Source organism: Klebsiella sp. C239 (genome assembly GCF_048822715.1).
GTDB lineage: Bacteria > Pseudomonadota > Gammaproteobacteria > Enterobacterales > Enterobacteriaceae > Klebsiella > Klebsiella quasipneumoniae.
Window position 1 is genome coordinate 409,639 of record NZ_JBMEZK010000001.1, and the last position, 21,005, is coordinate 430,643.

Genomic DNA, 21,005 nt, shown 5'->3' on the forward strand with positions numbered 1-21,005 from the left:
AGTACAGGCAAACAGAGATATGAAAAAAAACTCCCTACTGGCAGCGTGCTTATTCACGCTCGCCGTGTCGATGGGAAGCGGGGCGGCGGTGGCGAAAACGCCGCCCGATCAGCTTATCATCGGCATGAATATGAATAACCTGCTCACCCTTGACCCGGCGGCGATGACCGGTAACGAAGTGGTGGGAATCGTGGTCAACCTCTACGACTCGCTGGTAGAGCTTGACCCTGAACAGCTCACCGACGTTAGGCCCGCGCTGGCGAAATCCTGGGATATCAGCCCCGACGGCAAAACCCTGACCTTACATCTGCGCGACGACGTTAAGTTTCACTCCGGCAACCCGCTGACCGCCGCTGACGTGGTGTGGTCAATGCGGCGCATCCTGCACCTCAACCTGGCTCAGGCCTCGGTATGGAAATCCTATGGCTTCAGTAAGAAAAATATCGACAGCCAGGTCAGCGCGCCGGACCGCTTCACGGTGCAAATCGAGTTACCCAAAGATAACGATCCGCAGCTGGTGATTTACTCGCTGGCGGCGCTGGGCAACCTCGGGGTGCTGGACAGTAAAACGGTGCAAAGCCACCAGCAGGATGACGACTGGGGTAACCGCTGGCTGACCACCCATGAAGCCGGTTCCGGGCCGTTTACGCTGGAAACCTGGCAGGCAAAAGATGTGCTGCGCATGAAGCGCAATCCTGACTACTGGCGCGGCGAGGCGAAAATGAGCCGCGTGGTGCTGCGCCATTTCCAGGAGTCGCAAACCCTGCGTCTGATGATCGAAAAAGGCGACCTCGATATTGCCAACAATATGGCGGTTTCCGATATTAACGCCCTGCGCAGCGACCCGCAGCTGACCGTCGATGCGGTGCAGCGCGGCACCATGTACTACGTGGCGATGAGCATGAAAGAGGCGCACTTCGCCCAACCGAAAGTGCGCGAAGCGGTGCGCTATCTGATTGATTACCAGGGTATCAATAAAGCGCTGATGCCGGGCTACGGTGTGCTGCACCAGCGACCGATTAAGGCGGGCATGCCGTCTACGCTGCCTGACCCTGGCTATAAGCTGGACGTGGCGCGGGCGAAAAAGCTGCTGGCGGAAGCGGGTTATCCCAACGGCTTTGATACCACGCTGCGGGTCCTCTCCGATCAGCCATTTCTTAACATTGCTATCGCCGTGCAGTCGACGCTGATGCAGGCGGGGATTAACGCCAAAATCATCACCGGCACCGGTAACCAGATCTACGGCGCGATGCGCGAGCGTAAATTTGACCTGCTGGTGGGACGCGGCGGCAGCGGAATGGAGCCGCATCCGCACTCCAGCCTGCGCGCGCTGGTCTATAACCCGGATAACAGCGATGAGGCGCGTCTGACCAACTTTCAGGGCTGGCGTACCGGTTTTTACGACCCGCAGCTCAATACGATGATTGACCAGGCCCTGCTGGAACGCGATCCGCAAAAACAGGTGGCTGACTACCAGGCCATCCAGGCGCGCTACGACCAGCTGATTCCGGCTTTAATTCCGCTTTCGCAGATGGTCGATTCCGTGGTGGTGCGCAACGAGGTACGAGAGTATCAGCCGCACCCCTCCGCCACCACTTTTCTGCGTGACGTCTATAAAGTCCGCGAAGGAGAGAAAGGATGAGTACCGCAATCCTTGCGCCCGGCTCACGCGGCCGGCGCTTATCCAAACGGCTGCTGCAGGTGGTGATTACGCTGTTCGGCCTGCTGCTGCTGACCTTTACCATTGGCCGCGTCATGCCTATCGACCCGGTGCTGGCGATCGTCGGTCCGGATGCTGACCAGAGTACCTATCAGCAGGTTTACCAGCAGCTGGGGTTTGATAAATCGCTGGCCACCCAGTTTGGCATCTATTTCGTCAACCTGCTGCACGGCGATCTGGGCAATGCGCTGCTGACCGGGAAACCGGTGGTGGACGATATTATCCGCGTCTTCCCGGCCACCATGGAGCTGGCGACGATGGCGATTCTCGTCGGCGCGGGTCTCGGAATTCCGCTGGGCGTGCTGGCGGCGGCGCGACGCAATAGCTTCTCCGATTATGTGGTACGCATTATCAGCCTGGCGGGCTACTCGACGCCGATTTTCTGGGTCGGAATGATGGGGCTGCTGGTTTTCTATGCCTGGCTCGGCTGGGTGGGCGGCGCCGGGCGGGTAGACCTCGGTCTGGACGGCATTGTGCCGCGCCGTACCGGCCTGATGACCGTTGATGCGCTGCTGGCAGGAAACGGACAGGTGTTCTGGAACGCCATTAATCATCTGATTCTTCCCGCCTCGCTGCTGGGTTTTCACTCGCTGGCTTATATCAGCCGTATGACCCGCAGCTTTATGCTGGCCCAGCTGTCGCAGGAGTTCATTATTACCGCGAGGGTGAAAGGGCTGACCGAGCGTCAGGTTATCTGGAACCATGCGTTTCGTAACATCCTCGTGCAGCTGCTGACGGTGGTGGCGCTGGCCTACGGCGCGCTGCTGGAAGGCGCGGTGCTGATTGAAACCGTCTTCTCATGGCCGGGTTTCGGCTCCTATCTTACCGGTAGCCTGCTGCTGGGCGATATGAATGCGGTGATGGGCTGCGTGCTGCTGGTGGGAGTGATCTTCGTGATGCTCAACCTGCTCTCCGACATGCTGTATCAATTCTTTGACCCGAGGACAAAATCATGACCGTTTCTCTGGATTCGCCGCTTTCGGGCGGTGCGGGCGAAGGCCGTCAGCGGCTGCAACGCGCGGCGGCGCGGGCCGTCGGGTTTATCGGCAAAATGGCGCGCAACCCGCTAACGGCCATCGGCGGAGGAATTATCTTTCTGCTGCTGGTGGTGGCGATTTTCGCGCCGCTGATTGCGCCTTATAACCCGCTGGTGCAGGACCTGAACAGCGCGCTGGTCGCGCCGAATGCGCAGCACTGGTTCGGCACTGATGAGTTTGGCCGGGATATCTTTAGTCGCCTGGTGTACGGCTCGCGCATCACGCTCTATATCGTGCTGCTGGTCTCGGTGACCGTCGGTCCGCTCGGGCTGCTGCTGGGCGTCAGCGCCGGCTATTTCGGCGGTAAAGTCGATATGGTGCTGATGCGCGTCACCGATATTTTCATCTCCTTCCCGAGTCTGGTTCTGGCGCTGGCGTTTGTCGCCGCCTTAGGGCCGGGGCTGGAGCATGTGGTTATCGCCATCACGCTTACCGCCTGGCCGCCGATAGCCCGTCTGGCGCGCGCCGAAACGCTCTCTCTGCGCCAGGCCGATTTTATCTCCGCCGTGCGTCTGCAGGGCGCTTCATCGTCCCGCGTCCTCTGGCGCCATATCGTGCCGCTGTGTCTGCCTTCGGTCATTATCCGTATCACCATGAATATGGCCGGGATCATTCTGACCGCGGCCGGTCTCGGCTTTCTCGGGCTCGGCGCGCAGCCGCCGGAGCCGGAGTGGGGAGCGATGATCTCCAGCGGGCGCACTTATATGATGGAGTGCTGGTGGGTCGTAACAATTCCGGGGCTGGCGATTCTGATCAACAGCTTAGCGTTCAACTTCTTAGGAGATGGCCTACGTGACATCCTCGATCCCCGCAGTGAATAATGCCCCGCTGCTCGACGTGCGCGATCTGTGCGTCGACTTTGTTAACGGCAGCGCGGTGACCCATGCCGTGCGCGGCGTCTCCTTCCAGCTGGGGCGCGAAAAGCTGGCGATTGTCGGCGAGTCCGGTTCGGGTAAGTCCACCGTTGGGCGCGCGCTGCTGCAGCTGCATCCGAAAAAGGCCCGCGTCAGCGCCAGCCGGATGCAGTTTGCCGACCTCGATCTGCAGCATCTTAGCGAAGCGCAAATGCGCGGCGTACGCGGCAAACGTATCTCTATGATTATGCAGGACCCGAAATATTCGCTTAATCCGGTGGTCTGCGTGGGTAAGCAAATCGCCGAGGCCTGGCTTACTCATCATCCCGGGCGCAAAGATGAGGCGAAAGCCAGGGCGCTGGAGATGCTGGAGGTGGTGCGTATTCGCCAGCCGGAGCGCGTTTATCAGCTTTATCCGCATGAAATATCCGGCGGACAGGGGCAGCGCATCATGATCGCCATGATGCTGATTACCGACCCGGAGCTGATCATTGCCGATGAGCCGACCTCCGCGCTGGATGTGTCGGTGCGCCTGCAGGTGCTGGGCCTGCTGGATGACCTGGTTCAGTCGCGCGGGCTGGGGCTGATTTTTATCAGCCACGATATCAACCTGGTGCGCAGCTTCTGCGACCGCGTACTGGTGATGTACGCCGGACGGGTAGTGGAATCCATCGCTGCTAAAGATCTCGATAACGCCCGTCATCCCTATACTCAGGGATTGATTAACTCGCTGCCGGATATGCAGCATCGTCGCCCGATACTGCCGGTGCTGCAGCGTCAGGCCAGCTGGTTAACGGAATAAGGAGCGGATGATGATTGAAGTTCAACATCTCAACCTCGCGTTTGGCGAGGGGGAGAAGCGTAACCAGGTGCTGTATGACGTCAGTTTCCACGTTAAGCCCGGCGAGATCTACGGTCTGGTAGGCGAGTCCGGCTCCGGTAAAACGACGGTGCTCAAGTGCCTGGCGGGGCTGTTTACCCACTGGCAGGGGGCGCTGGCCATCGATGGTCAGCGCTTAGGGCATGAAATTAGCCGCAGGCGCTGCCGTCAGGTGCAAATGGTATTTCAGGACCCCTACGGATCGCTGCATCCTCGTCACACCATTGGCGATATCCTCGAAGAGCCGCTGCAGATCCATCGTATCAACGACCGCGACCGGCGGATCAATGCGCTGCTGGACAAAGTTGGCCTCAACCGTGCCTTTCGCGAGCGCTATCCGCATCAGCTCTCCGGCGGGCAGCGGCAGCGCGTGGCGATAGCCAGAGCGCTGATTCTTGAGCCTCAGGTACTGCTGCTGGATGAGCCGACGTCGGCGCTGGATGTGTCGGTGCAGGCGGAGATCCTCAATCTGCTGGCAGAATTGCAGCAGGAGGCTAAGCTCACTTACCTGATGGTTACTCACGATCTCGGGGTTATTGCCCATTTATGCCAGACCGTGGCGGTGATGCAGTACGGGAAGATCCTTGAAACCCTGACGGTCGATGCGCTGGTCAGCGGCGAGGCGCGGACGGCCTATACGCAGATGCTGGTCAACGCCAGTCGGCAATATACGCGCGAAATGGCGCGCGAGGTGGCGGCATACTAAGCTTTATGGCGCATTTGTCACGCGGGAAATGCGCCCATTTTATAGATAAAACTTTGAAACGATATGTAGTTATAGTTATAAATATCGTCTATTAATGTAAGTGTGGTATTTAGATCTAAAATGAAAGTATCTGTTGTGTGAATGCATCTTTTACGAATTATAGCTTGTATTTATTATTTTTTTTTGAAATAAATAGCCAATTTCAATTCGAAGTACAAAATATTCCGTTCTGTAAATTCATTTAAACCTTGCTAATAACAAGGAAAAACTGCGTATTACGCCTCCAGATCTGCTGAGTAATAGAGTAAACTCGCCTGCGAATAATCTTAAGATGTCATCAACGTCATGGCGGATTACCCTATTTATAGTAGGGTACCCCCTGCCGCTCATCCACGTGATTACTATTCTCAGAGAACAGGATGGAAAAAATATATACGATTAATGGAAGAATTGCCTTTTTTCCTCAGCGTAGCGCTCTAATACTTATTGCTGACGAGACGAAAACGGTTTCCTTAAATATGCCGGCCAGCCGCTGTTTATTACTGCTTATTCAGCATGATGGCAATACTGTTGCCCGCGAAACCTTTTTTGAGGAAGTGTGGATAAAGCATGGCGCCCAGGTAACCAGCAACGGTTTTTACCAGAATATTTCCCTGTTACGTCGGGCATTTAAGGAGCTGGGGGGAGACGAGGATATTATTATTACGGTGCCGAGGGTAGGCGTCAGGCTGGATGCAACATTAACGGTTACGGAATCTCAGCCGCACGATGTAGAGAAGGCACCTACGGCGGAGGAGCCACAAGCGCCCGTTGACGAGCCTGTTCATAAGGAGGTCGCAGCTGCGAGTTTGCCCGAAAAAAAGCGGTTAAGGCCGCGACGCTCTCTTTTGTGGGGGCTTGCGGCGCTGCTGAGTTGTCTGGTTTGTGGATTTGTTGCGTGGCAAACAGAATTCGAATCTTATTTGCAAAGTTATTCGCCCATAATTGCTAAATTTTCGCAACAATGTCACTTCTTTGCCAATAATGACGTAGTTGACCATGTTCGTCATGTCAATTTTATCAAGCGCAGTAAATTTGAATGCGAAGAATATCCATGGATTTATTTGACGCTTTATCCCGGGCAAGCGCGGGTGTCGGTGATTCGCTGCCGTCAGCCATTTAGTCAATGGCGTGATAATCAATGCCTCACCAAATATTACATTAAGGAGGTAGTCAATGCGCCGGCGTGAAATTAAATGGTTAATCGCTATCGTATTTATCGGAGTATTAAGCGGTATGACGATAAAATCCTGGCAATACTGGCAGCGCAATCATTTCCAGTGCAGCGGTGAGATGCGGCTATTAAACTCAGGTTATCAGGGCGATATTTCATTACGCTTCGTATTTGATAGCACCCGTGGGCTGGTGATTGTCCGGGGAGAGATTACGCCGCCGCAGGGTGAATCGTTTACCATCAACCAGAACATCTGGTTTAGCTTTACCCGCGACGGCCAGCACTACTTCCTGCGATCGGAAACCGTCTCTGTCAGCATCGGCGAAACCGAGCAGGAGAAGCATATTAACAACATCCTGCCCAAGTTTTTCCTGCAGCCGCAGGTGCCGTTTTACCTTAAAATTCAGCGGCTCAATCAACGAACCCGGCTGCTGTATACCAGCCGGGCGCCGTCTTTGCTTTGCGAAACCTGATCAACGTAGCAGCGGGCAGTCGGGCGGCAGCCGGCAGCGCAGGGCCGCCGGTAACAGCTCCATGCGGAAAGTTTTGCCGGTCAGCGGTTCGCCGTCGAGGTTAAACGTCATCTCATGAGGGGCGGTGATCTCAAACCACGAGGAGACGCCGTCGACAATATTCGGCGAGTTTTCCGGATTCGCCAGGGTGCTGAAGAGGGCAGGGATCAGCTCTTCGCCGGTGAAAATGCGCAGATGCAGCAGGCCGTCGTTAATCAACGCCTCCGGACACAGCTGCTGGCCGCCGCCCGCCTGGCGGCCGTTGCCGATACCGATGACCAGCGCATCGCCCTGCCAGTGAAAGTTCTCCCCGCGGATCTCGCAGCGGTCCGGCTTCAGGGTATCCATGCGCATCAGGCCGTGGATTAAATAAGAGACACCGCCGAGCGCGGCTTTGAGTTTTTCCGGCGTTTCGGTGGTGATCCGGGTGCCGAACCCGCCGGTCGCCATATTAATAAAGCCGGTCTTATCATTAACCCGGGCGATATCTATCGGCACATCGCGGCCGACGATCGCCAGCTTCAGGGCGCTGGCCAGATCCTGCGGAATACCGACGCTGGTGGCGAAGTCGTTGGCCGTGCCCAGCGGTAAAATCCCCAGCGCCATCCTGCTGCCGCGCTCCACCAGCGCCGTCGCCACTTCATTAATGGTGCCGTCGCCGCCGCCGGCGATCACCGTTTCAACGTTCAGCTGCAGGGCTTCATCGATAAACCGTACGGCATCGCCCTTTTCCCAGGTGACGCGGACGTGGATATCGATCCCTTCGTCTCGCAACAGGTTAACCGCCTCGCGTAGCTGCGGTTCATTGGCACCTTTGCCGTTAAGGATCAGTAAGCTGGCAGTAAACGTAGACATCATCAAGGGAACCTTTATTGCTCAATGTTGCATAAAGTGTACCGCATGACGCCAGCGAAGGCCGGAGGAGAGACAAAAAAATAAGCCCGCGTAAGGGAGATTACGCAGGCTAAGGAGGTGGTTCCTGGTACAACTAGCATTTATGGGTTATGTTTTTCAGCGAAATGGATGATACCTGTTTCGATCGAAACGGTATGTGATCCGATTCTAATATCCTTACATCGTGAAAAAATAACGCAAATTAACTAGTTACCGTGCGGATTTCTGGTTGTCTGACCAGTAAAGTTGCGCATCAGCAGCGCATACTGCAGGGGCAGGTCATCCGGCACAGGCAACCATACGGTATAGCCGTCGCCCGGGGCCACCGGCATGGCTTCGCCTTTGCCATTTTCCATATGCTCGAGGGTGAAGTTGACGTTACCCTGCGGGGTCATCAGTTCGAGGCTGTCGCCAACGCTGAACTTATTTTTGACCGCCACGGCCGCCAGCGGGCCGTTACGCTCCCCGGTGAATTCGCCGACAAACTGCTGGCGCTCGGAGAGGGAGTAGCCGTACTCGTAGTTCTGATAATCGTCATGGGTATGGCGGCGCAGGAAGCCTTCGGTGTACCCGCGATGGGCCAGCCCTTCCAGCGTTTCCAGCAGGCTGGTATCGAAAGGTTTGCCGGCGGCAGCGTCGTCGATCGCCTTGCGGTAAACCTGTGCGGTGCGCGCGCAGTAATAGAAGGATTTAGTGCGGCCTTCGATCTTCAGCGAGTGAACGCCCATCTGGGTCAGACGCTCAACGTGGGCGATAGCCCGCAGATCTTTCGAGTTCATGATGTAGGTGCCGTGCTCGTCCTCGAAGGCGGTCATGTACTCGCCCGGGCGTTTGGCTTCCTCGATCATAAAGACTTTATCGGTCGGCGCGCCGATGCCGAGGGTTGGCTCCACCGTCTGTACCGGGATCGGCTCATATTTGTGGACGATGTTGCCGACGTCGTCCTCTTTGCCTTCCGCCACGTTATATTCCCAGCGGCAGGCGTTGGTGCAGGTGCCCTGGTTCGGGTCGCGCTTGTTGATATACCCGGAGAGCAGGCAGCGGCCGGAGTAGGCCATGCACAGCGCGCCGTGGACGAAAATCTCAATTTCCATCTCCGGCACCTGGCGGCGAATTTCTTCGATTTCATCCAGCGACAGTTCACGCGACAGGATCACGCGGGTGAGGCCCATCTGCTGCCAGAATTTGACCGTCGCCCAGTTGACGGCGTTGGCCTGCACCGAAAGATGGATCGGCATATCCGGAAAGTTTTCCCGCACCAGCATGATTAAACCCGGATCGGACATGATCAGCGCGTCCGGACCCATCTCCACCACCGGCTTCAGATCGCGAATAAACGTTTTCAGCTTGGCGTTATGCGGGGCGATGTTGACCACCACATAGAATTTTTTACCCAGCGCGTGGGCTTCATTGATGCCGAGCTGCAGATTTTCGTGATTGAATTCGTTGTTACGCACGCGCAGCGAGTAGCGCGGCTGGCCGGCATAAACGGCATCGGCGCCATAGGCGAAAGCGTAACGCATATTCTTCAGCGTTCCCGCCGGGGAAAGGAGTTCTGGTTTAAACATGGTGTTCTCGTTCTGATGACAGGTCAGATTCGCCGCACCCGGTGCGGCGAGTTGGGGGAGTGTCCCCACATTAAGGGCGGGCATTGTAGCGCCGCGGCGAAGGGGAGTAAATATCAGTTGGGTATCTTTCAGCATGGCTAATTTGTTTGCCATTTTGAACCTGGGCAGTGCTCATACTGACAGCACTAATAACGCCTGGTGGGATAGGCTCTATGGAATTCCCCCGGGTTGCGGCGTAAACGCCTTACCCGGGCTACGGATTGCAGACGGCGGTGAACGTGTAGCCCGGCTAAGCGCAGCGCGAGCCGGGAAAAGGCTAACTACGCCAGCCGGCAGGCGTCGGCTTCCCAGCGGTAGCCAACCCCGTATACGGCGCGGATAAACGACTGTTCGGCGTCCAGCGCCTCCAGCTTGCGCCGCAGGTTCTTGATGTGGCTGTCGATGGTGCGGTCGGTCACTACCCGATAGTCGTCATACAGATGGTTGAGCAACTGTTCGCGGGAGAAGACCTTCCCTGGCTCCTGGGAGAGGGTTTTCAGCAGCCGGAACTCGGCGGGGGTGAGGTCCAGCAGCTTGTCGCGCCACGAGGCCTGAAAACGCCCCTCGTCGACAATCAGCGGGCTCTGGGCGTCCAGCGCCTGCAGGTCGCGCTGCGGCTTGCAGCGGCGGAGAATGGTTTTCACCCGGGCGACCACTTCCCGCGGGCTGTAGGGCTTGCAGATATAGTCGTCGGCGCCGATCTCCAGCCCCAGCAGGCGGTCGATCTCTTCGATTTTCGCCGTCACCATCACCACCGGAACGTCGGAGAAGCGGCGGATTTCCCGGCACAGCGTCAGGCCGTCGGTGCCGGGCAGCATCAGATCCAGCAGGATCAGATCCGGCGGGGTCTGCCGAACGTAGGGCAGGACCTTGTCGCCATGGTTAATCAGCGTAGGCGCATAGCCGGCGGCCTGCAGATAATCAATCAGCAGCTGGCCGAGCTTGGGTTCATCTTCCACGATCAGAATGCGCGGTGTGTTTTCATCTACAGGCAATTCAGTCATACGTCTCTCGGTAAATCATGTTCCAGAGGTAACTCAACTTTAATGCTAACCCCGCCAAAAGGCGAATGGTCGGCGCGCAGGGCGCCGCCGTGGGCCGCTACGATATTGAGGCAAATCGCCAGCCCGAGGCCGGAGCCGCCGCTGGCGCGGTTGCGCGATCCTTCCGCCCGATAAAAGCGTTCGCACAGGCGGGCCAGCTGCTCATCGCTGACCCCGGGGGCGCTGTCGGCGAAGTCGATCACCAGCATCCGTCCGCTGCGGCGGGCGGTAATGTGCAGGCTGCCGCCGCTGTCGGTATAGCGCAGGCTGTTCTCCAGCAGATTGTTGAAGAGCTGCATCAGGCGGTCGCGGTCGCCGAAGATCATCGCCTGCTCCGGGAGCGACACCTGAATGCTCAGCTGCCGGCCGGCGAAGCGCTCGCGAAACGCGCCTGCGGCCACCTCCAGCAGGGTGATGATATCCAGCGAGGTTTTCTGGTAGGCCAGCGCGCCCTCATCGGACATCGACAGCTGGTGAAGGTCGTCCACCAGCTTGGTGAGGGTGGCGACTTCGGCCTGCAGGGAGGGAATGGACTCAGGAGTGAAGCGCCGGACCCCGTCCTGAATTGCCTCCAGTTCGCCGCGCAGCACCGCCAGCGGGGTACGCAGTTCATGGGAGATGTCGGCCATCAGATCGCGACGCATCTGCTGGTTGCGCTCCAGGGTGCTGGCGAGCTGGTTAAAATCCTGCGCCAGGCGGCCGAGCTCATCGCCGCCGGTCACCGTCACGCGGGTGGAAAAGTCGCCCGCCGCCAGCTTATGGGTGCCTTCCACCAGCCGCTTCACCGGCGCCAGCAGGCCGCGGGCCAGCGGGAAGGTGGCCAGCGCGGCAAGCAGGGTGGCAAGGGCAACGATCAGCCAGCTGGTGCGCTTCTGCTGCCGGTCGAAGTTAATGTCGGTATTGCGGGTTAGCCTTTCCACCGGCGAGGCGATCACTCTGCCTACCTCCACGCCGTTGACCATAATGCTGCGCTGGCTGCCGTCCTCCGGCACGCGCTCGCGGGGGCCCACCAGCACGCGGCCAGACTGATCGACCACCCAGAACATGGTGCGCCAGCCGTGGGGCGGCATTTCCGGCCTCGGGCGCGGGCCGTCAGGGGGGCCATCCGGCGGCGGCCCGTCCGGACCAGCGTCCGGCGCGTCCATCGCCCCCGGCTTCATGGCGTGCCCCGGCGGCGAGCGGTCGTCATTATCCCGTTCGAAGGTGCGCAGCAGCTGGAAGATAAAGCGGTCGTTGTTGCGCAGAAACGCCCAGCTGCCGTGCTGGGCATACTGCTCGCTCAGCGCGTCGCTGAGCATGGTTAACCGCTGCTCATTGCCGCGCTTGATGTAATCGATAAATCCGCGTTCGAAACTGATGCGCACCGCCCAGTGCATGCTGATCAGCAGCACGATGCAGGTGGCGAAAATAGCGAGGAACAGCTTACCGGTAATGCCCGGGCGCCAAAATTTCACGATCCACTCCTGTTGCGTCGACGAATGACGGTATTACTGCCGACGTCATCCGGTACCCGGGAAAAGATGAGCGCTGGCAGGGCGATGATCGCCGCCATGCTCAGATAGGTATAGAGAAAGACCTGATGGGTGCCGGCGGCGTCGAGGCTCATATGCTGCTGGCCGTACAGCCCCAGCAGCAGCCCGGCGATGGTCACGCCAATACTCATCGACAACTGCATCACCATCGACAGCAGACTGTTGCCGCTGCTGGCCAGATCGTCGGGGAGATCTTTCAGGGTCAGGGTATTCATCGAGGAGAAGCGGCTGGCGTTGATCATCCCCTGCAGAAACAGGATCAGCGGCAGCACATAATACCAGCCCGCCAGGGCGCTAAACATAAACAGCAGGCTGACCGCCGCCAGGCCCAGAGTGCTGGCGACCAGCACCCGACGATAGCCGAAGCGGTTGACCACCTGGACCACGATCCGCTTCATCCCCATGCTGCCGAGCACCATCGGGATCATCATCAGCCCGGCGTGGAAGGGGCTAAAGCCGAGGCCGATCTGCAGAAACACCGGGGTCATAAACGGCAGCATGCCGCTGCCGATGCGCCCGGCGAAGCTGCCGCCGAGGCCAAGGGAGAAGGTGCGGTTGCGAAACAGGTTGAGGCTGAACAGCGCCCGGGCGTTACCGCGGGCATGCCACAGGTACAGCAGCAGGGCGGCGAGGCCGATGGCCACCAGTCCCGCCAGCCAGCGTGTCGATATGCCGAGCCCTTTCTGGCCGTCCAGGGCCAGGGTCAGGGTCGCCATCCCGGCCGCCAGCAGCACAAAGCCGGCGAGATCGAAGCGCCGGGTCTGCATGGTGTAGTTGGGCATCAGGCAGAGGGTGGCGATGGCCCCGACGATCCCCACCGGGATGTTAATAAGGAAGATCCAGTGCCAGGAGGCGTACTCCACCAGCACCCCGCCCAGCGCCGGGCCGAGCAGGGGGCCGACCTGCCCCGGCAGGGTAACGAAGGTCATCGCCGCCATGTACTGATCGCGCGGGACGATCTTCATCACCGTCAGGCGGCCGACCGGCACCATCATTGCGCCGCCGACCCCCTGCAGCACCCGGGCCATCACCAGCTGGTCGAGGGTGCTGGCCTGGGCGCAAAACAGCGATCCGGCGGTAAACAGCACGATGGCGGTAAAGAAAATATTGCGCACCCCGACCCGGTCGGCCAGCCAGCCGCTGGCCGGGAGCATCACCGCCACCGTCAGGACATAGGAGACGATGATCATATGCATATGCAGCGGACTCTCCCCGAGGCTTTTGGCCATCGAGGGGAGGGCGGTGTTGACGATGGTGGTGTCCAGCGACTGCATAAAGAAGCCGAACGCCACTATCCATAGCTGCCAGCGCACGCTGGCCGGGAGGTCTGTCATCTTATTCGCTTACCGGTTGAGTGGAATGACGCGAAAAACGCAGCCGCAAACGGTCAAAGAAAAGATAGACCACCGGCGTGGTGTAGAGCGTTAACAGCTGGCTCATCACCAGACCGCCGACGATGGTGATCCCCAGCGGCTGGCGCAGCTCGGAGCCGTCGCCGCCGGAGAGCACCAGCGGCAGGGCGCCGAACAGCGCGGCGAGGGTGGTCATCATAATCGGCCGGAAACGCAGCAGGCAGGCCTGGAAAATCGCCTCTTCCGGCGTCAGGTTGCCGGTGCGCTGCGCCTCAAGGGCAAAATCAACCATCATGATGGCGTTTTTCTTCACGATGCCAATTAATAACATGATCCCGATAAGGGCGATGAGGCTGAACGGGGCATCGAATATCTCCAGCGCCAGCAGCGCGCCCACCCCGGCGGAGGGCAGCGTCGAAAGGATGGTCAACGGATGCACATAGCTCTCGTAGAGCATCCCCAGCACGATATAGACCGTGGCGATGGCCGCGAGGATCAGGATCACCTGCGCGTTCATGGTCTGCTGGAACACCTGAGCGGTACCGGCAAAGGAGCCGCGTACGGTGGACGGCACCCCGAGCTGGGTCATCGCGCGGTTAATCGCCTCGCTGGCTTCTGACAGCGAGCGGCCGGTGGGCAGGTTAAAGGAGATAGTGGACGCCGCCGACAGCCCCTGGTGGTTCACCGACAGCGGGGCGTTGGCCGGCTGCCATTTGGCGAAGTAGGCCAGCGGGATCGGCTTGCCCTCGCTGTTGATGACAAACATCTTATCCAGGGCGCTGACGTCCTGGGTATAGGCCGGGTCGACCTGCATCACCACTTTATACTGGTTCAGCGGCTGGTAGATGGTGGAGATCTGCCGCTGGCCGAAGGCATTGTTCAGCAGGTTGTTGGCGTCCTGAACGCTGATGCCAAGGCGCGACATGGTATCCCGGTCATAGACCAGGTCCATTTCGGCGCCATTGTCCTGCTGATCCGAGTTGACGTCCGCCAGCTCAGGTAGCGCCGCCAGCGCTTTGCGGATCTTCGGCTCCCATTCGCGCAGCGCCGACAGGTCATCGGACAGCAGGGTGTACTGATAGCTGGCGTTCGACTGCCGGCCGCCGACGCGGATATCCTGCACCGCCATCAGGAACAGATTGGCCCCGGGCTCGTTGGCCAGCTTTTTGCGCAGCCGGTCGATCACCTGCTGCGCCGTCTCGTGGCGCTGGTCGCGCGGTTTGAGGGTGATAAACATCATCCCGCTGTTGACCCGCGAGCCGCCGGTAAACCCGGTGACGTTATCCACCGCCGGATCTTCGCGAATGATCTGCATAAAGTCCTGCAGCTTGCCGCGCATCGCCTGGAAGGAGATGCTCTGGTCGGCCTGAATGCCGCCCATCAGCACCCCGGTGTCCTGCTCCGGGAAGAAGGTTTTCGGGATCGAGATATAGAGCCAGACGCTGAGGGCGATGGTGCCCAGCACCACCAGGCCGGTCAGGCGGCTGTGCTTCAGCACCCATTTTAACGACTTACCATAGCCGCCCTGCATGGCCACCAGCAGGCGGCCAAAGCCGCGGTTGCGCGTCGGCTGGTGGGGTTTGCCGCTTTTCAGCAGCCAGCCGCACATCATCGGCGTCAGGGTGAGGGAGACCGCCAGCGAGATGCCGATCGCCACCGACAGGGTGACGGCGAACTCGCGCAGCAGGCGGCCGGGCAGGCCGCCCATCAGCAGCAGCGGCAAAAACACCGCCACCAGCGACAGGCTCATCGACAGGACGGTAAAGCCGACCTCGCGGCTCCCCTGCAGCGCCGCCTGCAGCGGTTTCATCCCCGCCTCCAGATGGCGGGAGATATTCTCCAGCACCACGATGGCGTCATCCACCACGAAGCCGGTGGCGATGGTCAGCGCCATCAGCGACAGGTTGTTAAGGCTGAAGCCGCACAGGTACATGGCGGCGAAGGTACCGATTAAGGAAACCGGAACCGCCACCGCCGGGATCAGCGTCGCGCGCCCGGATCGCAGGAAGAGGAACACCACTAGGATCACCAGCGCCACCGAGATCACCAGCGTCTGCTCCACCTCCTCCAGCGAGGCGCGAATAGTCGGCGAGCGGTCCTGGGCGATCTGCAGATCGATGGCCGCCGGAATGGTCTGCTGCAGCTCCGGCAGGCGGGCGCGGATGCTGTCCACCGTCTGGATGATATTGGCTTCCGGCAGTTTGCGGATCATCAGCAGGATCGCCGGTTTGGCGTTGGTCATCCCGGCGTTGCGCACATCCTGCACCGAATCCGAGACGGTGGCGACATCCCCCAGCCGCACCGCGGCGCCGTTCTGGTAGTGGACGATCAGCGGCTGATAGTCGGCGGCGGTCTTCAGCTCATCGTTGGTCTGCACCTGCCAGCGGTGGGCGCTGTCCTCCAGCGCCCCCTGCGGTTTGCGCACGTTAGCGTCGCTGATGGCGGTGCGCACCGCGTCCAGCGACACGCCCTGGTTGAACAGCGCCTGCGGGTTGAGATCGACGCGCACCGCCGGCAGAGAGCTGCCGCCGACGTCGACATCGCCGACGCCGTCGATCTGCGCGATGGTCTGCGCCAGCTGGGTGGAGGCGAAATCATACAGCTCACCCTGGGAGTAGGTATCCGAGGTCAGCGTCAGGATCATGATCGGCGCATCCGACGGGTTGGCTTTGCGGTAGGTCGGACGGCTCGGCATCCCGCTCGGCAGCAAGCTTTGCGCGGCGTTGATCGCCGCCTGCACGTCGCGCGCCGCGCCGTTGATATCGCGGTCGAAGTTAAACTCGAGAATGATGCGGGTGCTGCCGAGCGAGCTGGAGGAGGTCATCTCATTGACCCCGGCAATCCGCCCCAGGGAGCGCTCCAGCGGGGTGGCCACCGACGAAGCCATAGTCTCCGGCGAGGCCCCCGGCAGCGAGGCGCTGACCATGATCACCGGGAAATCCACCTGCGGCAGCGGGGCCACCGGCAGCAGCCGGAAGCCGAGAATGCCGCACAGGGTGATGGCCAGCGAGATGAGGATCGTCGCCACCGGGCGGTAAATGAAGAGGGCGAAAAACTTCACTTACGCCTCCTCTTCCTGACGCGGGAAGCGACGCTTCAGATGCAGCGACAGGCGGTCGAACAGCAGGTAGATCACCGGGGTGGTGAACAGGGTCAGCACCTGGCTGAGCATCAGACCGCCGACCATGCCGATCCCCAGCGGACGCCGCAGCTCGGCGCCGACGCCGGTGCTCAGCATCAGCGGCAGGGCGCCGAGCAGGGCGGCGAGGGTGGTCATCAGGATCGGGCGAAAACGCAGCAGACAGGCCTGATAGATCGCCTCCCGCGGCGGCATGCCCTGCTCGCGCTCGGCGGCCAGCGCGAAGTCGATCATCATGATGGCGTTCTTCTTCACGATGCCGATCAGCAGAATAATGCCGATGATGGCGATCACGTCCAGCTCGCTGCCCGCCAGCCACAGCGCCAGCAGCGCCCCGACCCCGGCGGTGGGCAGGGTGGAGAGAATGGTGATCGGATGGATAAAGCTTTCATACAGCACCCCCAGCACGATATACATCGCCACCACCGCGGCAACGACCAGCCAGACGGTGCTGCCCAGCGCCGACTGGAAGGCCAGCGAGCTGCCCTGGAACTGGGTGCGGATATCGGTCGGGAAATCCAGCGACTGTTCGGCGGCGAGGATCGCCTCCACCGCTTCGCCGAGCGAATAGTTGTCCGGCACGTTAAACGAGATGGTGGTCACCGGGAACTGATCGAGGTGGTTCACCGACAGCGGGGTAAAGCGCTGCTCCACCGTGGCGATGGCGGTCAGCGGCACAATGCCGCCGTCGCTGCTGGTCAGGCGGATATTATCCAGCGCCGCCAGGCCCGGCGTCGCTTCGGTATCCTGCTCAAGCACCACGCGATACTGATTCGCCTGGGTGTAAATGGTGGAGATCAGCCGCTGGCCGAAGGCGTTGTACAGCGCGTTATCGACGTCCGCCATCGAGATGCCGAGGCGGCTGGCGCTGTCCCGGTCCACCTTGATGTAGGCGGCCAGGCCTTTGTCCTGCCAGTCGCTACTGACGTCGGCCAGCTGCGGCTGAGCCTGCAGGCGGCTGAGCAGCGGCGGCACCCAGGTGCTCAGCGCCTCGAGGGAGTTCGCCTGCAGAGTGAACTGGTACTGGGTGCGGCTCACCGTGGTGTCGATGGTCAGATCCTGGGTCGGCTGCAGATAGAGCGCCACGCCGGGGACGCCGGCCACCGCCTGCTGCAGACGGCTAATCACCGTCTGAACGCGGTCGTCGCGTTCATCCAGCGGCTTGAGGTTGATCTGCAGGCGGGCGCTGTTCAGCGCCGGGTTGGTGCCGTCGACGCCGACAAACGAGGTCAGGCTCTCCACCGCCGGATCCTTGAGGATAATGTCGGAAACCTGCTGCTGGCGCTGGGCCATGCTGGCGAACGAGACCGACTGCGGCGCCTGGAGGGTGCCCTGGATAATGCCGTTATCCTGAATCGGGAAGAAGCCTTTGGGAATAAAGATCCACAGCAGGATCGACAGCGCCAGGGTGCTCAGGGCGACGCCGAGCGTCAGCCACGGATGGTTCAGCACCCGGCTCAGCCAGCGGCCATAGACGGCGATCACCCGGTCAAAGAAGCGCTCGCTGGCCCGCGAGAAGCGGTTCTGCTTGCGCAGCGATTCGTGGCTTAACATGCGGGCGCACATCATCGGCGTCAGGGTCAGGGAGACCACCGCCGAGATCAGGATAGCGACGGCAAGGGTGACAGCGAATTCGCGGAACAGGCGGCCGACGATATCGCCCATAAACAGCAGCGGGATCAGCACCGCGATCAGCGAGAAGGTGAGGGAGATAATGGTGAAGCCAATTTCCCCTGCGCCTTTCAGCGCGGCGGCCAGCGGTTTCTCGCCTTTTTCGATATAGCGCGAGATGTTCTCGATCACCACGATGGCGTCATCCACCACAAAGCCGGTGGCGATGGTCAGGGCCATCAGCGTCAGGTTGTTGATGGAGAAGTCGAGGAACACCATCACCGCGAAGGTGCCCACCAGCGACAGCGGCACCGCGACGCCGGGAATAATGGTCGCCGGGACGTTGCGCAGGAACAGATAGATGATCATCACCACCAGGGCGATGGCCAGCATCAGCTCAAACTGCGTGTCGCGCACCGAGGCGCGAATATTGGTGGTCCGGTCGGAAAGAACCTGCACCTTCACCGATTTTGGCAGGCTCTCGGTGAGCTGCGGCAGCATCTGGCGAATGCTGTCGGCGGTGTCGATAATGTTGGCCCCCGGCTGACGCTGGACGTTCATCACGATGGCCCGCTGCTGGTTGGCCCACGCCCCCAGCCAGCTGTTCTCAGCGCCTTGTTCGACGCTGGCGACGTCGCCAAGGCGGATCGGCGCCCCGTTCTGATAAGCGATAATCAGCCGGCGGTAATCCTCAGCGGACTGCATCTGATCGTTAGCGGAAAGCGTCACCGCGCGGGCCGGGCCGTCGAGGCTGCCTTTCGCCGAGTTGACGTTGGCGCTGGTGATGGCGGTGCGCACGGTTTCGCTGGTCAGGCCGAGGGCGGCGATGGCCTGGGCGTTCAGCTTGACCCGCACCGCCGGGCGCTGGCCGCCGGCGAGGGTCACCAGACCGACGCCGGAAACCTGAGAAATCTTCTGCGCCACCCGGGTCTCCACCATATCCTCCACCTGGGTCATCGGAATGGCCGAGGAGGTGACGGCGAGGGTCATGATCGGCGGATCCGCCGGGTTGACCTTGCTGTAGACCGGCGGGTTGGGCAGATCGCTCGGCAGCAGGTTGGTGGCGGCGTTAATGGCCGCCTGCACTTCCTGCTCGGCGACGTCCAGCGGCAGGGTCAGCTGGAACTGGAGCGTGACGACCGAGGCGCCGCCGGAGCTTTGGGAGGACATCTGCTTAAGGCCGGACATCTGGCCGAACTGGCGCTCCAGCGGGGCGGTGATGGCGGAGGTCACCACGTCCGGGCTGGCGCCCGGATAGAGGGTGACCACCTGGATGGTCGGGTAATCGACCTCCGGCAGGGCGGAGACCGGCAGAAAACGGTAGCCGATAATCCCGGCCAGCAGGATCGCCACCATCAGCAGCGTGGTGGCCACCGGACGCATAATAAATAGCCGGGACGGGCCGCCGGTGCGGCCTGGGGGTAACACCTGCATCAGGAACGCGCTCCGTGTTTACCGCTCTGGCGCGGGGCGGGCTGCGCCTGCTCGCCGCTGCTGGCGGTGACAACTTCCACTTTCGCCCCTTCGGTCAGGCGGTCAATCCCGTCGGTGACCACGCGATCCCCGGCGGAAAGCCCGGCGCTGATCACCACTTTCTGGCTGTCCTGAATCCCCGGGGTGACGCTGTGTTTGCTGACCTTATTCTCATCGTTCAGCACCCATACAAAATGCCCTTCGTTGCCCATCTGCAGGGCGGCGGCAGGGATCACCACCGCGTTCTGCTGGGTATCCACCAGCAGGCGGGCGTTAACGAACTGGTTGGGGAACAGGGCGTCGTCCAGATTGCTAAAGCGCGCCTTCAGCTTGATGGTCCCGGTGGTCGCATCGATCTGGTTGTCGAGGCTCAGCAGCTCCCCGACGCTGATTTTCTGCTTATTGGTGCGGTCCCAGGCTTCGACGCTGAGCGCTTTGCCCGCTTTCTGCGCCTGCACCACCGTGGCGATGGTGCTTTCCGGCAGGGTAAAGACCACGTCGATCGGGTGCGTCTGGGTGAGAACCACAATCCCGGTGGTATCCCCGCTGGAAATCTGGTTGCCGATATCCACCTGCTTTAAGCCGACGCGGCCGTCAATCGGCGCGATGATGCGCGTCCAGTCGAGCTGCAGCTGGGCGCTGGCGACGGCGGCTTCATCGGCCTTCACGGTGCCGGCGGATTCCACCACCAGCGACTGCTGGGTGTCGAGCTCCTGGCGGGAGACGAGGTTGGTTTTCACCAGCTGCTGGTAACGGGCCAGATCGCGGCGGGCGTTGGCCAGGGTAGCGTTATCTTTCGCCAGCTGACCCTGCGCCTGGGCGAGGGCCACCTTAAACTGGCTGGGGTCGATCTGCGCCAGCAGATCGCCGGCTTTGACCTGCTGCCCCTCCTGGAAGTGAAGGCTCAGCAGCTGGCCGTCGACCCGGCTGCGGACGGTGACGGTATTGGCCGCCGTCACGGTACCCAGCCCGGTAAGATAGCGCGGCACCGCTTGTTCGGTCGCGGTGGCGGCCTGCACCGGCGCCAGCGCGCCGCCAAAGCGACCATGGCGCGCGCCGCCCGGCCCCTGCGGACCCTGCCCGGCGGCGGGCGTCCCGTTGCCGCTCGTTCCACGATCGTGCCAGAACCAGTAGGCGGCCCCGGCGATAATCACTACCGCCAGCGCGGCGCCCCAACGACGTATGTTACTGCCTTTCATTAGTTTACGGTCTCATCCTGAAGCGTTTCGCTGAATGATACTAGTTTAGTGAGGGAAGGGGCCGTAAAAATGGAGGAATTATGAAAAGAAGGTTGAGAAATGTCTGGATAACGGCGGCGATAGCGGGCGGTCTCGCCGCCGATTTCCGGGGTGATATCAACTTTTAGTTTAAAAAAGTAAAAAATAGTTGTATCCGCAAGGGCTTTAATTAGATTTATGCGGTGAATAAATCA

15 protein-coding genes are annotated in these 21,005 nt (G+C 60.5%); 7 read left to right on the forward strand and 8 right to left on the reverse strand.

Features of this window, described 5'->3' with window-relative positions:
* Nucleotides 1-19: 19 nt before the first annotated feature.
* From ACOI6Z_RS01895 to ACOI6Z_RS01925, 7 genes are all read left to right on the forward strand, one after another.
* On the forward strand, nt 20-1,642 hold the full coding sequence (locus tag ACOI6Z_RS01895) for an ABC transporter substrate-binding protein (RefSeq protein ID WP_420686837.1): 1,623 nt from the start codon (nt 20-22) through the stop codon (nt 1,640-1,642).
* Entirely contained in the window at nt 1,639-2,676 is a 1,038-nt protein-coding gene (locus ACOI6Z_RS01900; protein WP_049592941.1) for an ABC transporter permease, read from the forward strand. The genes ACOI6Z_RS01895 and ACOI6Z_RS01900 overlap by 4 nt, the downstream gene beginning before the upstream one ends.
* Nucleotides 2,673-3,578 carry an ABC transporter permease gene (locus ACOI6Z_RS01905; protein WP_004103766.1) on the forward strand — a complete coding sequence of 302 codons (906 nt, stop codon included), beginning with the start codon at nt 2,673-2,675 and terminating at the stop codon, nt 3,576-3,578. The genes ACOI6Z_RS01900 and ACOI6Z_RS01905 overlap by 4 nt, the downstream gene beginning before the upstream one ends.
* On the forward strand, nt 3,550-4,413 hold the full coding sequence (locus tag ACOI6Z_RS01910; protein ID WP_004103764.1) for an ABC transporter ATP-binding protein: 864 nt from the start codon (nt 3,550-3,552) through the stop codon (nt 4,411-4,413). The genes ACOI6Z_RS01905 and ACOI6Z_RS01910 overlap by 29 nt, the downstream gene beginning before the upstream one ends.
* Before the next feature lie 10 nt (nt 4,414-4,423).
* Nucleotides 4,424-5,197, forward strand: coding sequence for an ABC transporter ATP-binding protein (locus ACOI6Z_RS01915; protein ID WP_023321305.1), 774 nt, complete (start codon nt 4,424-4,426; stop codon nt 5,195-5,197).
* Between the two features lie 419 nt (nt 5,198-5,616).
* On the forward strand, nt 5,617-6,426 hold the full coding sequence (locus tag ACOI6Z_RS01920) for a winged helix-turn-helix domain-containing protein (RefSeq protein WP_420686839.1): 810 nt from the start codon (nt 5,617-5,619) through the stop codon (nt 6,424-6,426).
* Entirely contained in the window at nt 6,413-6,883 is a 471-nt protein-coding gene (locus ACOI6Z_RS01925; RefSeq protein WP_233672587.1) for a hypothetical protein, read from the forward strand. The genes ACOI6Z_RS01920 and ACOI6Z_RS01925 overlap by 14 nt, the downstream gene beginning before the upstream one ends.
* Here the strand turns inward: ACOI6Z_RS01925 and yegS are convergent, their stop codons facing one another.
* The 8 genes from yegS to ACOI6Z_RS01965 all read right to left on the reverse strand — a co-directional run bounded on the left by yegS (nt 6,884) and on the right by ACOI6Z_RS01965 (nt 20,772).
* A complete protein-coding gene (yegS, locus tag ACOI6Z_RS01930) occupies nt 6,884-7,780 on the reverse strand; it encodes a lipid kinase YegS (RefSeq protein ID WP_023290399.1) in 897 nt (298 codons plus the stop codon).
* 242 nt (nt 7,781-8,022) lie between these two features.
* Complete coding sequence (yegQ, locus tag ACOI6Z_RS01935) at nt 8,023-9,384, reverse strand: tRNA 5-hydroxyuridine modification protein YegQ (protein WP_004201559.1); 1,362 nt, start codon at nt 9,382-9,384, stop codon at nt 8,023-8,025.
* 320 nt (nt 9,385-9,704) lie between these two features.
* Nucleotides 9,705-10,427, reverse strand: coding sequence for a two-component system response regulator BaeR (gene baeR, locus ACOI6Z_RS01940; protein ID WP_023290397.1), 723 nt, complete (start codon nt 10,425-10,427; stop codon nt 9,705-9,707).
* Nucleotides 10,424-11,920 carry a two-component system sensor histidine kinase BaeS gene (gene baeS / locus ACOI6Z_RS01945; RefSeq protein WP_023290396.1) on the reverse strand — a complete coding sequence of 499 codons (1,497 nt, stop codon included), beginning with the start codon at nt 11,918-11,920 and terminating at the stop codon, nt 10,424-10,426. The genes baeR and baeS overlap by 4 nt, the downstream gene beginning before the upstream one ends.
* On the reverse strand, nt 11,917-13,332 hold the full coding sequence (locus ACOI6Z_RS01950; RefSeq protein WP_105491221.1) for an MFS transporter: 1,416 nt from the start codon (nt 13,330-13,332) through the stop codon (nt 11,917-11,919). The genes baeS and ACOI6Z_RS01950 overlap by 4 nt, the downstream gene beginning before the upstream one ends.
* A gap of 1 nt (nt 13,333) precedes the next feature.
* The gene (gene mdtC, locus ACOI6Z_RS01955) at nt 13,334-16,411 is read right to left on the reverse strand and encodes a multidrug efflux RND transporter permease subunit MdtC (protein ID WP_032453476.1); all 3,078 of its coding nucleotides are present in this window, start codon (nt 16,409-16,411) and stop codon (nt 13,334-13,336) included.
* Entirely contained in the window at nt 16,412-19,534 is a 3,123-nt protein-coding gene (locus ACOI6Z_RS01960; protein ID WP_023290393.1) for an MdtB/MuxB family multidrug efflux RND transporter permease subunit, read from the reverse strand. It lies immediately after the preceding gene.
* The gene (locus ACOI6Z_RS01965) at nt 19,534-20,772 is read right to left on the reverse strand and encodes an MdtA/MuxA family multidrug efflux RND transporter periplasmic adaptor subunit (RefSeq protein WP_420686844.1); all 1,239 of its coding nucleotides are present in this window, start codon (nt 20,770-20,772) and stop codon (nt 19,534-19,536) included. Before ACOI6Z_RS01965 ends, ACOI6Z_RS01960 begins: the two co-directional genes overlap by 1 nt.
* Nucleotides 20,773-21,005: the final 233 nt, after the last annotated feature.